The organism is Photobacterium marinum, assembly GCF_000331515.1.
GTDB classification, from domain to species: Bacteria; Pseudomonadota; Gammaproteobacteria; order Enterobacterales; family Vibrionaceae; genus Photobacterium; species Photobacterium marinum.
On sequence record NZ_AMZO01000006.1, the window covers coordinates 362,736 to 375,947 of the forward strand.

A 13,212-nucleotide genomic window follows, 5' to 3' on the forward strand; every position below is an offset into this window, starting at 1 on the left:
ACAACGGGATGGACTTTGCAGCTTGGTTTGATATCAACAACACCCTGGTAAATATTCCGATCGGCGACGGTTACGCAATGTCGTGGATCGAGGCTATCGGTACTGCGTTTGGCTTACTGTGTATCTGGTATGCCAGCCAGGAAAAAACAATTAACTATCTGTTCGGCCTGATTAACGTCACGCTGTTTGCTGTGATCTTCTTCCAGATCCAGCTGTACGGTCTGCTGTTGCTGCAGCTGTTCTTCTTCTGCGCTAACGTTTATGGCTGGTACGCCTGGACACGGCCGACATCGGACTCGGGCGATATGCTTGAAGTGCGCTGGCTAAATAAGCAGAAGCTGGCGTTCACCGCTGCTGTCAGTGTGTTGGCAATCGGCCTGATGACAATCTACATCGACCCGTTCTTCTTTGCTCTGGCGAATATTGCCGTTGATGGTCTGAATATGTTCGGAGCCGAGCTGGCAAGCCCTGCACTTGAACCGGATGCATTCCCGTTCTGGGATTCAACAATGACGGTATTGTCTGTGGTTGCTCAGATCCTGATGACCCGTAAATATGTAGAAAACTGGATTCTTTGGGTTGTTATTAATGTAATCAGTGTCGGTGTTTATGCTGCGCAGGGCGTGTATGCGCTTTCTATCGAGTATGCAATTCTGCTGTTCATTGCTGCTAACGGTACACGTCAGTGGATGAACACAGCCAAGAGCAACAAAGCAAAGCAGAGCCAGGCTGACGTAACTGCTGAAGAGGTAACAGCATGAGTGGTGACGGTATGAACAAGCAGCCTCACATTGCGGTCAGTGCTGAACAAGTTACGGAGCGAGTGATTGTTTGTGGTGAGCCTGATCGTGTAAACCGCATTGCTGCTCTGCTGGAACAACCTGAGCTTTTAGCTGATAACCGTGAATACCGTGTAATGCGCGGCCGCTTCCACGACAAGGAAATCACTGTTTGCAGTACCGGTATCGGTTCACCATCGGCGATCATTGCCTTGGAAGAACTGGCACAGTGTGGTGCTAAATACATGGTACGTGTCGGCTCTGCCGGTGCACTTCAGGCAGAAGTTGCTCTGGGTGAGCTAATTGTAGCTGAGGCGGCAGTGCGCGATGAGGGCGGCTCGAAAGCTTATGTTGAAACAGCTTTCCCTGCGGTAGCGAATCATCAGCTGGTGGCTGGTATGGAAGCTTACCTGAATGAGCACAATTATCCGGCTCACTACGGTATTGTTCGCTCTCATGATAGCTTCTATACCGATGAAGAAGATCAGCTCTGTCAGTACTGGAATAAGAAAGGTGTACTGGGTGCCGATATGGAAACTTCTGCGCTGCTGACTGTCGGTAAGTTGCGTGGCGTTAAAGTGGCATCGGTGCTGAATAACGTTGTGCTGTACCAGCAGGATGTTCAGGACGGTGTTAACCAGTACGTCAATGCAGATGATGTCATGATGCAGGGTGAGATCACTGCGGCCAAAGCGGCGCTTCATGCTCTTTGTATTCAACCGTAGCAATATTTGATAGCAGTATAAGTACTGTTTTACTTGTATCTAAGCCCGGCTTTGGCCGGGCTTTGTACTATTTGTGACTTCTGTTTATTGCTGGATGTTGTTCTGCGAGCAGTGTTTAGCTAGGATTTGCCACTTACCAGACTGCTATTGACTCTTTTATGCAATTAAAACCTTATCAGACCGGCCGGTTCACTGCGCATCTTAATGCCTTGTATGAAGAATTTCGTCAGGCGTTTTATCAGTGTCAGCTTCACAGCAAGTTCTTTCAGGCCGGAGAAGAAATATTGCGTCAGGGGCAGGTGGTTGACCATCTTTATCTGGTCTCCGTGGGTCGGGTATCAATGAATATCTCGGCTGTTAACGGGCGTCGTTTTCAACTGGGAGAGGTCGACTGTGATCACCATATCTTCGGTGAGATGGAGTTCTTTAATGATACGTTTTGCCAGTGGAATGTGGTTGCCGAAGAGCAGATCGAAGTCGACGTCATCTGCCTGAAAGCAGTCGCAGATTTGTTACTTGAACGGCCTGAATTTACCTTGTTTTTTGCCAGCGCGCTGGCTTATGACTATCAGGATTCGCTGGATATCTACACTTATCGTTTGCTGCATCCCATCACTTACAATATTGCTTATGACCTGTGGCACCGAAACCAGGAGCAAGTCATGCTGGGCTCATTCGGTAAAGCCGGGCAGGAGGCTGAACGTTTCGGTACTTCAAGCAGAGTGTACCGCCGTGCGGTCAAAGAATTGGTTGATAAAGGATTGATTGAAAAGCAGGGTAATGAGATCCGGATTGTTGAGATGGACAATCTTAAAGCCTTTATTGATCAGTTTGAGTAATGACCTAGCTAAGACTGTCTGGAGTAGATGATTCCCTTCATTATCAGTCAGTGTATGAGGTGTAAGTCGTTTTGATGGACGGTGATATATGCTTAGTTTATGAGTGAACAGTCCTTCTTTATTACAGTCCTTACAGTGGAACTGGTGATCCCTTCGGCTCAGTCTCTTAAAGAAAAGCGGCGTGAGATACAGAGTCTGATACAGAAGATCAGACACAGGTTTAACGCTTCTGTGGCAGAGGTCGGGTATCGCGATAAATGGCAGCGAAGCGTGTTGGCAATCAGTCTAGTTGGCGCGGAAAAAAAGCAGTTGGTACGGGATACAACCTGTATTCGAAGCCTGTTATTGGAAAACGCAAATATAGAAATTTCAGACGTTTTTCAGGATTGGTTATAATTGTGAGCTTTGTAGAATATCGGGCTTTGGCGAGAACTATACTTAGTGTGAATGGTTTATCATACAATTCACATAATAAGGAATGATTATGAAAGTGATGCAAATTGGATGGGCAGATGTTTGCGGTTACGGTGACTGGCTGACTCCGGCGGCAGCGAAAAAATACGCGCAGGGCGGTTATACCCATGTGGAATTTCAGGGCGAAGTCGTGAAGAGTGAACTCAGCTACGGTGATGACGGTTCACCAATGGTTGGTTTGGGTAAAGAATAAAAAGAGCTTAAAGCTCTCAACGTTTATCGAATTCAAATATAGAAGGTCGGCTTTTTTGCCGACCTTTTGTGTTTATTTATCTTTTGTTGTTCTGATTCTTCTGCTGCGCAAAATACTCACTGGTCAGCTTAAATACAACCGGGCTGAGTAACACCAGGGCAATCAGATTCGGGATTGCCATCATGGCATTTAAGGTATCGGCCAGTAGCCAGATAAACTCCAGTGAGCTGGTGGCACCAATCGGAACAGCAATAATCCAGAGTACACGGAAGGGGATAATGGCTTTGACACCGAACAGGTACTGGATACATTTCTCGCTGTAAAAACTCCAGCCTAGCACTGTGGTGAAAGCAAATATAGACAGCGCTATCGCAACAACATAGTTTCCTAAGCCGGGTAAAACAGAGGCAAAGGCGGCAGAAGTTAATGTCGCGCCAGTCTCACCGCTTTGCCAGGCTCCAGAAACGACAATCGCCAGTCCGGTAATGCTACAAACGATAATTGTATCGATAAATGTTCCCAGCATGGCAACCAACCCTTGGGCTACGGGGTTTTTGGTTTGCGCTGCGGCATGGGCGATAGGGGCACTGCCAAGACCGGCTTCGTTGGAAAAAATGCCGCGCGCGACACCGAATCGAATAGCGGCCCACACTGCGGCACCGGCAAAACCGCCTTGGGCAGCTACCGGTGTAAAGGCACTGGTGACGATTAAACTAAAGGCTGTTGGTATTTCGCTAATATTGACGCCCAGTACCAGCAGACCCGATGCAATATAGAAAGCTGCCATGAGTGGTACCAGCTTACCGGCGACATCGGCAATTCGTTTGATCCCACCCATCAGAACCAGCCCGACAAGAATCATCATGATGAGTCCGGTTGCCATTGGTGGTAGGCCAAAACTAGACTCCATGGCTGCTGATACAGAATTGGACTGGACGGTATTACCAATACCAAAACCAGCAATAGCGCCGAAGATGGCAAAGGCAGTGCCGAGCCAAGCCCATTTATGGCTGAGGCCGTTTTTGATGTAATACATGGGGCCGCCAACATGGTTGCCTTTCTCGTCAGTTTCCCGGTATTTCACTGCGCAGACCGCTTCGGCATATTTTGTTGCCATGCCAACCAGAGCTGTACACCACATCCAGAACAGAGCCCCCGGTCCGCCGAGAAAGATTGCTGTGGCGACTCCGGCAATATTACCTGTGCCGATAGTGGCAGACAGTGAGGTCATCAGGGCGTTGAATGGGCTGATTTCACCCTGGATATCTTCGTCTTTCTCCGGAATACGGCCCGACCAAAGCAACCTGAAACCGGCTCCAAGTTTGACGATCGGCATAAGTTTGAGACCGACAGTCAAAAATAAGCCGACACCAAGGATCATTATCAGCATGGGAACGCCCCATACTTGGGTGTTAATTGTTGTAATCAGGCTGGTTAGAAATTCCATTTGGAACACTCACTTACTTTTTCCCCATGTCTGCAAAAACATAGGTCGACTTTTGCATAATTACAACTTCTGCATCAGAGCAATTTGTTATGCTTTGTTACATTTTTGTGATTCTTTGTGGCTTGTGAATTTAGTCGGGAAAATACATTTTTTATGGGTTATTCAATGACACATGTACTAGTTGACAGAAATCAAAATTAAACAGAAAAGTCATCTTGGCTGGTGTCGGGAAGCTACAATTAATATTGATGTCTAAACATCTCCGTTGGTTGTTGTTGAGTGATATGAAGGCGCAACGGATACCAAAGGGGGGTTTGCTGTGAAAGGCTCCTCATCGAGGAGGAGTGAAAAAGCATAGCAGGGGGTTATGAAAGTCATGCGACATTGGAGCCGCAAGAATAAACAACGATTAACACGTCAGTTCAGAGTAGAGCATATTGCCGAGAAAATGATTAATGATTTTCTGGCAAGGAGAGGAGCAGGAAGAGAGCACCTGTGGTATAGCTAATGCCTTTCCTCTAGTTTAATCAACATGTTGGCGATCGATGAGTCGGTCGCTTTTTTGTTTTTGGTTATATGAAAGTTGTTTTGCATTTCATTGCGCTTAGTTTATTGATCTGCTTCGTATTTTAAATTTTAGATATTTGATTTGAGTTGTATTATTTCTGAAACGGAATCATAGTGTTTCACTTGTTGGCGATTATTGATATTTCGCTTATTGGTGTTTAAAAGTTGTTTGGGATTGTGCTTATGGTCAAGCAGTACGCTGTCTTCTCAAATAAACACCCTATATTACATTGGATGTTTATTCTTACTTTTTCTCTAACCATGGTTGTTAGCAGTTATTTATTGCTGGAAACCGAGGACGTCGGGTTTGTTGGTGGAATGATACTGCCGATATTACCGTTTGGCCTTTTTGCTAAGGCTGCGGATTATAAAAAGAAATATCTGTAGGCTTTATTCGGGTAAGGTTCAAGCAATAAATGGGCAGAGACAACGAACTACGCTGCCACTGCCCAATCATTAGATTTTTAATGGACCTTTTTAGACTGTAAACCTGTCGACTAGGGTATAAAGCTCATTGGCACTGCGGTTGAGCTCTTGGCTTCCTGCGCGGTTTTCGTTGGCAAGCTGAGCTGACTGGTTGCTTTGATCGGATATAACCACGATACGCTGGGATATTTCCTGGCCGACAATGCTCTGTTCTTCTGTTGCAGTTGCGATCAGTGAGTTCATGTCCATGATGGTATTGATTGACTCCTGAATCTGGATCAGTGCCTCACTGGCTGCGTTGGCTTCTTCTACCGTGCTGACGCTTCTCTCCTGGCTGGAGTTCATGGCGTTGACCGCTTCATCTGATGCAGATTTCAGTTGATTAATCATTTTGTGAATGTCACCGGTGCTGGCCTGAGTGCGGCTTGCCAGCTGGCGAACTTCATCGGCAACAACAGCAAACCCGCGACCTTGTTCACCGGCTCGCGCTGCTTCAATGGCTGCGTTCAGTGCCAGCAGGTTGGTTTGCTCGGCAATGTCCTGAATTACTTCCAGTGACGAAGAGATATTCTTCACATCACCTTCCAGTTTCGAGATAACTTCGTTCGCTTCGGCTACTTCATTAGCCAGTGCAGTTACTGAGTCTGCGGCAGAGGATACAATACCGTGTGCGTCTTTGGCATTGTCATCGGCTTCTTTCGCTGCTTGTGCCGCCTGGCTGGCGTTGTTGGAGATCTCATTTGCCGTAGTGGTCATTTCGGTCATTGCAGTGGCAACCTGATCGGTTTCTTCACGCTGACCCGAAGCCAGCTTATCTACACGCATGGTGCGTTGAGACATGTTGTTGGTTTCATCGACGACCTGACGACCCACCTGGCTGACATTTTGGATGATGTTCTGCAGGCTGGCTACAAAGGTATTGAAGTTGTCGCTGAGTTTCGCAAATTCAGGCACGCTGAATTTTTCCATTCGCGCAGTCAGATCGGCGTCGCCGTTGGCAAAGGAACGAATAGAAGCATCAAATACATCCAGCGGGCGCATGATGCTACGGCTGACAAGTACACCAAAGGCAACGACAACCGTTGTGATAATCAGGAAGATAATAGCAATGGTAGTAAGGCTCTGACTCAACATGTCAGCGGAGTGATCTTCCATTTGAGCAATCACCGCATCGACATCATCGGTGTAAAAACCGGTACCTATCATCAGATCCCACTGTGGCAGGTATACAGAGTAGCTTAGTTTTGGCTGAGGGTTACTCTCTCCCGGTTTGGGAAAATAATAGGTCGTGAAATCACCGGTTTTGGCATTATTGACTAGATCCTGGATCAGGTAATTGCCGTGGCTATCCTGAAGGTTCCAGTAGTTTTTACCTATTCCATTGGTATTCTGGCCCATCACCAGTCGGGTACCGTCAGAGCTGTAACCGAAAATATACCCACTGGTACCAAACTTAATCTGGCTGAGGGTGTTTAATGCTTCTCCTAAAGGGGCGTTTGATTGCATTAATGGCTTCAGTGCTGACTCAGCAATCTGCATATAAGATTTAAGCTCAGCGCGTTTCATCTCCATCATGCTGGAGCGAGTGGTGTTCATCTGCTCTTGGTTTAGCTTATGCGACTCTGAGTAAGTGAAGAACATCATACCCAAGGCCACAACTAATAAGGGGACGATCGACAGCACATATAGTCGGTTACGAATAGTAAGGCTCATACTTTATACTACCTGGTTTGCATATAATGATTATTTTATTTGGAATGTGAATAATTCTCTGTCCGAAGAATACTCAAAACCAGGTTACAGAATTGTGACTTTTGACCGTTTTGTGACAAAAAAATGCGTGGTCGGATGTTGTGAATGTCAGTAAAAATGCGGACTGAAAAGGAAGTGGTTGATTTTTAATGAAGTGTTAAAAGTTTGGCGTGGGATTATTTTTTAGATTATTTTACTCTAACTTTTTCTGTAAGGTTTGGGGAGATTTGACTCTCCCCATATTGTGCTATGAACTTAGCAGCTGTGCTCCATTAAGAACTGAATATCATCATCGGCATTGAAGTACTCTGCTTCCTGCTGGTTGCGGAACAGCTTCAGTGGTTTGCCGTTGGCTGTGTAGTAGTGGAGGTGGCCGTCATGTACGTGCAGCATTGTACCTTCTGGAATACCCACCACAATTTCGTGAGGGTTAACTAACAGGAACTCTTCAATGCGTTCATCACGGGTTTCACCCATATGACCATCAATCGACGCTTCGATGTAATGCGGATTGATCTGGAACGGGATCAGGTTCAGTGAAGGCAGAACCGCGGCAGTAACAATCGGCATGTCGTTAGTCGTGCGGATAGTTGGTGAACCGATGTTGGTACCGGCGCTCCAGCCAATATACAGTTTGTTCTGTTTCAGTACGGCTTTACGAATCGGACCGATCAGCCCTTTGTCGTGCAGGGTTTTGTTCAGTACCCAGGTGTTGCCGCCGCTGACCAGAATGCCGTCCGCTTCTTCAATGGCTTTAACTGGATCTTCAGCCTGATGGATACCCACAACTTCACAGCCGAAGCGGCCCAGGCTTTCTTGTACCATTTTGGTTCGATCGTCATGGCTTGCACGGATCACTGCATATGGAATGAAGACCAGCTTTTTCACGCCGGTGCGCTCAACCACCCCTTCAATCCAATCAAGGCCGTATTCTAACGGTTTGGTGTTTCCAGGTAGCTGACCATTACTAAACAGCATAATGTCCATGAACAATACTCCTTTGCATGTGCTAAATCACATGGATTGGTTAATTAACAAGACGTACTTCAGTACGTAAAACGTTGTGAACGTTTTATAAATCAAAAACTCATGATGCTGACGATAACGGAGATCACGATCCCGCCCAGCATCGGGATGGCAGTGCGTTTGGCTAGATCAAACGGTGAGGTATCAGCCACACCGGCAATTGCTACCATGTTTGGCGCAATTGGCGAGATGTTACGGCTCATACCTGCCACGAACTGCATCGGTAACAGCATCATTACTGGGGCGATGCCCATTTTGCCCGCAATATCAGGCACCAGGTTGGCGAACGAGAAGAAGGCAGCGTTGCCCGAACCCATCAGGATCGCAGAAGTCATGATGATCAATACCATAACTATGGTCATCAGAACTGGGCTGAATCCGGCATTTTCGGCAGCAATAACAATGACATTGATCGCACCGATGGCTTTCAGCCCCTGAGCGAACGTTTGGCCGGCAACAATAAAGGTGACGACGTTGGCAAACTGACGGCCCATACCATCGAAGAAGTGCTGGATGGAGTCAACGACAGCCATTGCACTATGTCGTCGGAAAAATTCGAATACCAGAGTGATAACCAGAGAGACAAACATCGCTGTGGTAACGTCCATCTTAATCGAGGTGATCACTAACTTACTGAAGGTAAAAATCAGCACCAGCGGGATAACCGGAAGAATGGCGTAAATGGCCGGAGCTTCTTCTTTAGTTTCATCCGAGTTGATCTTCATTTCTTCTGATTCGCCTAAGTGGCGGTGTTCACTGGCAATATGGCCGTTTTTCAAGTCGAAATGTTTCTGGATGATAATGTGTAGAATTGCTACCACAGCCAGTGCTGCCAGCGCGACATAGATTTGATAGTCAACCACATAGTCGACAACATCAATGCCGATGATATCGGCAGCAAAGTTAACGTTACCCTGGCCCGGTCCCATTTCAACAGCCACGGCGGTTGCAATTGGCGCACAGGCAGAAAGACGGCTCAGGCCGACGCTGCGCATCAGTGGGTACAAGGTAACCATCAGCAATACACCCAACCCGGAAGCGCTGGTGATGAAAATTGACAGGAATTCGCCAATGATGAAACACATTGCCATGAACATGTAAGGCATGTGTTTGATTCGCGCCAGCGGACGGGTTAATACTTTTACCAGAGCTTCAGAAGCACCGATTTCATGCATGTAAACCGCAAAGCCTGCTATGGCCATGATCTTCAGGCCCAGACCGGCGCTTTGGCTGGAGAAGGTGTTCTTAATGAACTGGAAAATATCCAGCCATTTTGAACCGGTTGAAGATGCTTCCGGCAGCGGAAGATCCTGACCGATCAGGATAGCGGCAATCATCAGAACGATACCACCGGCCAAAAGGACAGCCTGTGCTTTGTAGCCTTTAAGGACAAATCTGGCGACAAAAATGGTGACCACCAGAGCAATTAATATAGATAGCATGTTACCTCGACATTAAGAATGACCAAGAAAGAACAATTGATTGAATGTTTATATTGGGTGAGCAAAGTTTTGCCAGTGATATGTTTTGTTTATCTGGCTTAAAGCAGAGCGATCGGATGATATTGCTGGGTGCGGGAGAGAATTGTGACGCAGTGTTCAAATTGATAAAAATCTTGATAAATCTAAGATTTCAAAGAAAAGAACAACTTACGAAAGGCAGTCGGCGGTCAATTGACCGCCGCAATTCGTTACAGAGGAGGGCATGAGTACAAAAACAGGATTTCAACAGGTCTGAATATGATTTCTAATTTAAGCTGTGCAAAAGCGTATTAGCTTTGCTGCTCAGGTGCTCCCTAAGAGCCTGAATTGCAGGACTTAATTGTCTTCTGCTGGCACAAATCAGATTGAGGGGGGCGGTTTCTCCCTGCCATTCAGGACATACCCGAACAAGCTTTCCTTCTTCCAGATCTTCAGCAATATCAAGTAATGACTTATAGGCAATGCCATGTCCGGCGATTGCCCAGCGTCTAACGGCATCACCATCATTGGCCATTCTGTTACCGGATACATGAACAGACTCTTCAATAGTATCCCGATAAAAGTGCCAGCGGGCATGAAGACTGTCGCTTAAGGCGAAGCACAAACAGTTGTGTCGGGTCAGCTGGCCGGGATGCGTCGGAGCACCGAATTTCTCAAGGTATTCAGGGGAAGCGCACAATACTCGCTGGTTTTTTGCGGCAACAGGTAAGGCTATCAGGCTGGAATCCGGCGGATTGCCGTAACGCAGTGCTATATCGACAGGTTGTCGGTACATATCTGCAATACTGTCTGATAGGTGCAACCGTACTGAGAGTTTCGGGTTTTGTTCAATAAACTCATCTATCCACCTGAGCATCAGTCGTCGCCCCAAATCTGAGGGCAGAGCGATTTGCAGTAATCCAGTAAGTTCTGACTGACCGCTTTTTACTGAAGCAAAACCGTCTTCAATAGCTTCAACGGCCTGTTCGCAGTGGGAGAGAAAAAGCTCACCGTGCGGTGTCAGCCGCAGATTTCGGGTTGAACGGATAAACAGCGCGGTGCCGACTTCGGCTTCCAGTCGTTTCACTGCTGCGCTGGTGGCGGCCGGTGTTAAGTCCATCTGGCGTGCAGTTTCTGAAAGGCTGCCAAGCCGGGCTGTTTTAATGAAAATCCTGAAGTCTTGAAGTGCTTTCATTTTCAAAATTTTTTTGAAAGTAATTTTTGTCAATCCTAGTTTTTCAAACGGTAGCCGTCAAATAGACTGAGCTCATTCTTAAAACAGTCATTGAAGGGACTAAAAATGGATTTGCTCAACACTTATCAATTAGCCGATCACAAGTTGGATAATCGCATTGTGATGGCGCCGATGACACGCAGCCGTACAACTCAACCAGGCAATATTCCTAATCAAATGATGGCGGAGTACTACGTCCAGCGCGCAGGTGCCGGGATGATCATTACCGAAGCAACACAGATTTCCCCTCAGGGACAGGGATACAGTTTTACCCCAGGCATTCATACCCAGGCACAAATAGAAGGTTGGAAATTGGTTACTGATGCTGTCCATCAAAAAGGTGGAGTGATCTATCTTCAGCTCTGGCATGTCGGTCGAATGTCCCATTCTTCATTCCACGGAGGTGAAGTCCCGGTAGCTCCTTCTGCCATTTTGCCTCAGGCACAAGTTTGGGTAGCGGATGAGTCCGGCAATGGTTCCATGGTGGATTGCCCAATGCCACGAGCACTGACCCTGGAAGAAATCGAAGACATTATTGAAGATTATCGCCAGGCTGCCATCAATGCCATGGAAGCTGGTTTTGACGGGGTGGAAATCCATGCCGCTAACGGTTATCTGCTGGATCAGTTTCTGCGCTCTACTTCTAACATTCGTACCGATCAATATGGCGGTAGCATCGAAAATCGCTCTCGCTTACTGATTCAAGTAGCCAAGGCGGTTTGTGAAGCAATTGGTGCGGAGCGTACCGGCGTGCGTCTGGCTCCCTATATTACAGCCCGTGGTATGAATTGCCCGGAAATCATCCCGACGATTTTGCATTGTGCTAATGAACTGGATGAGCAGGGTGTCGGCTATCTGCATTTATCTGAAGCCGATTGGGATGATGCTCCACAAGTGCCGCTTCATTTCCGTAGTCAGCTGAGGGCGCACTTTTCCGGCACTCTGATTGTTGCAGGCCGTTATGACAAAGAAAAAGCCAATCAGATCCTGGCTGAAGATTATGCCGATTTGATTGCCTTCGGCAGGCCGTTTATCGCTAACCCGGACTTTCCGGAGCGAATCAGGCACAACTACCCATTGAGCCAATTTGATGGCACGACCCTTTTTGGCGGCACTGAAAAAGGCTACAGCGATTATCCGGCCTATATCGGTAGCCAGAGCAGCGGTAGTTAAAGCGCCTGCGAGTGAATAATCGAACAGACAACAGATTAATGAATATTTGGGGAGATTAAGTAATGAAAGCGATTGGTTATAAGCAGGCACTAGCGATTACCGAGCCGGCATCATTACAGGATATTGAGTTGCCAATTCCGCAAGCAACAGGCCGTGACGTATTAGTTAATGTAAAAGCGGTATCGGTTAACCCGGTTGATACGAAAATTCGCGCCAATGTTTCTGCAGAAAATGATGAGTGGAAAGTGATCGGTTGGGATGCCGCCGGTGTGGTTGAATCTGTCGGCCCTGAAGTCACCCTGTTTAAACCGGGTGATCGGGTTTGGTATGCAGGCGATATCTCTCGTTCGGGTAGTAATGCTGAGTATCAGTTAGTGGATGAGCGTATTGTCGGTAGTATGCCTGAATCGCTGAGTTTTGCTGAAGCGGCCGCGATGCCTCTGACGGCGATTACTGCCTGGGAAATGCTGTTTGAAAGGCTACAGGTGAAACCGGGTAAGCACGCAACAAAAGATACATTGCTGGTTGTTGGTGCGGCTGGTGGTGTCGGCTCTGTGATGGTTCAACTGGCCAGACGCCTGACAGGAATGAAAGTTATCGGTACAGCCTCTCGTCCTGAAACTCAAGCCTGGCTGAAAGAGCTAGGTGTTCACGCAGTGATTAATCATAGCAAGCCGTTAAGTCAGGAACTGAAACGAATTGGGGTAGAAGAAGTGACACATCTGGTCAGCCTGAATAATACCGAAGAACATTTCGGGGAAATAGTGGAATCGCTGGCGCCTCAGGGCAAATTTGGTTTGATTGATGATCCGTCGCAGTTGGATGTTATGGGATTGAAGAGAAAGAGTATTTCTCTTCACTGGGAGTTTATGTATACCCGCTCGCTATACCAGACTGAAGATATGATTGGACAGCATTACTTGCTTAATGAAGTAGCAAAACTGATAGATGCTGGTGTCATCAAAACCACCCTTGGCAATCACTATGGAAAGCTGAATGCCGAAAACTTGCGCTGTGCCCACGAGCATATTGAGTCACAAAAAGCGAAGGGTAAGCTTGTTCTTGAGTGGTAAATTTCAGGGTGACTTTAGCCCAGTTTAACATCTAGAAAAATAGA

The 13,212-nt window shown here is 47.1% G+C and carries 13 protein-coding genes; 8 read left to right on the plus strand and 5 right to left on the minus strand.

Annotation, left to right across the window (positions count from 1 at the left end):
• Nucleotides 1–8: 8 nt before the first annotated feature.
• The 5 genes from pnuC (at nucleotide 9) to C942_RS06135 (ending at nucleotide 3,010) form a co-directional block, all read left to right on the plus strand.
• A complete protein-coding gene (gene pnuC / locus C942_RS06115) occupies nucleotides 9–761 on the plus strand; it encodes a nicotinamide riboside transporter PnuC (RefSeq protein WP_007463659.1) in 753 nt (250 codons plus the stop codon).
• Nucleotides 762–772: 11 nt separating this feature from the next.
• Complete coding sequence (locus C942_RS06120) at nucleotides 773–1,504, plus strand: nucleoside phosphorylase (protein ID WP_036799098.1); 732 nt, start codon at nucleotides 773–775, stop codon at nucleotides 1,502–1,504.
• 158 nt (nucleotides 1,505–1,662) lie between these two features.
• Nucleotides 1,663–2,343, plus strand: a complete 681-nt coding sequence (locus tag C942_RS06125) for a Crp/Fnr family transcriptional regulator (protein WP_007463663.1) — start codon at nucleotides 1,663–1,665, stop codon at nucleotides 2,341–2,343.
• A gap of 99 nt (nucleotides 2,344–2,442) precedes the next feature.
• The gene (locus C942_RS06130; protein ID WP_036798903.1) at nucleotides 2,443–2,739 is read left to right on the plus strand and encodes a DUF503 domain-containing protein; all 297 of its coding nucleotides are present in this window, start codon (nucleotides 2,443–2,445) and stop codon (nucleotides 2,737–2,739) included.
• 88 nt (nucleotides 2,740–2,827) lie between these two features.
• Entirely contained in the window at nucleotides 2,828–3,010 is a 183-nt protein-coding gene (locus C942_RS06135; protein WP_007463665.1) for a hypothetical protein, read from the plus strand.
• A gap of 76 nt (nucleotides 3,011–3,086) precedes the next feature.
• Here C942_RS06135 and C942_RS06140 read toward each other — a convergent pair whose 3' ends face one another.
• A complete protein-coding gene (locus C942_RS06140) occupies nucleotides 3,087–4,457 on the minus strand; it encodes an alanine/glycine:cation symporter family protein (RefSeq protein WP_036798905.1) in 1,371 nt (456 codons plus the stop codon).
• A gap of 750 nt (nucleotides 4,458–5,207) precedes the next feature.
• Between C942_RS06140 and C942_RS06145 the strand changes: the two genes are divergently transcribed.
• The gene (locus tag C942_RS06145; RefSeq protein WP_036798907.1) at nucleotides 5,208–5,411 is read left to right on the plus strand and encodes a hypothetical protein; all 204 of its coding nucleotides are present in this window, start codon (nucleotides 5,208–5,210) and stop codon (nucleotides 5,409–5,411) included.
• Between the two features lie 90 nt (nucleotides 5,412–5,501).
• On the opposite strand, the gene C942_RS06150 is transcribed toward C942_RS06145, so the two are convergent.
• The 4 genes from C942_RS06150 to C942_RS06170 all read right to left on the minus strand — a co-directional run bounded on the left by C942_RS06150 (nucleotide 5,502) and on the right by C942_RS06170 (nucleotide 10,883).
• Nucleotides 5,502–7,163, minus strand: coding sequence for a methyl-accepting chemotaxis protein (locus C942_RS06150; protein WP_007463671.1), 1,662 nt, complete (start codon nucleotides 7,161–7,163; stop codon nucleotides 5,502–5,504).
• A 294-nt stretch (nucleotides 7,164–7,457) separates the two neighbouring features.
• Nucleotides 7,458–8,189, minus strand: coding sequence for a dipeptidase PepE (gene pepE, locus C942_RS06155; RefSeq protein WP_007463673.1), 732 nt, complete (start codon nucleotides 8,187–8,189; stop codon nucleotides 7,458–7,460).
• A 92-nt stretch (nucleotides 8,190–8,281) separates the two neighbouring features.
• Nucleotides 8,282–9,670, minus strand: coding sequence for a C4-dicarboxylate transporter DcuC (gene dcuC, locus C942_RS06160; RefSeq protein ID WP_007463675.1), 1,389 nt, complete (start codon nucleotides 9,668–9,670; stop codon nucleotides 8,282–8,284).
• A 304-nt stretch (nucleotides 9,671–9,974) separates the two neighbouring features.
• Nucleotides 9,975–10,883 (minus strand): LysR family transcriptional regulator, encoded by a 909-nt coding sequence (locus tag C942_RS06170; RefSeq protein ID WP_007463677.1) that lies wholly within the window; start codon nucleotides 10,881–10,883, stop codon nucleotides 9,975–9,977.
• A gap of 105 nt (nucleotides 10,884–10,988) precedes the next feature.
• On the opposite strand from C942_RS06170, the gene C942_RS06175 reads away from it, so the two are divergent.
• Together C942_RS06175 and C942_RS06180 are read left to right on the plus strand one after the other, a co-directional pair.
• The gene (locus C942_RS06175) at nucleotides 10,989–12,095 is read left to right on the plus strand and encodes an alkene reductase (protein ID WP_007463679.1); all 1,107 of its coding nucleotides are present in this window, start codon (nucleotides 10,989–10,991) and stop codon (nucleotides 12,093–12,095) included.
• Between the two features lie 62 nt (nucleotides 12,096–12,157).
• Entirely contained in the window at nucleotides 12,158–13,168 is a 1,011-nt protein-coding gene (locus tag C942_RS06180; RefSeq protein ID WP_007463681.1) for a zinc-binding alcohol dehydrogenase family protein, read from the plus strand.
• Nucleotides 13,169–13,212 lie beyond the last annotated feature (44 nt).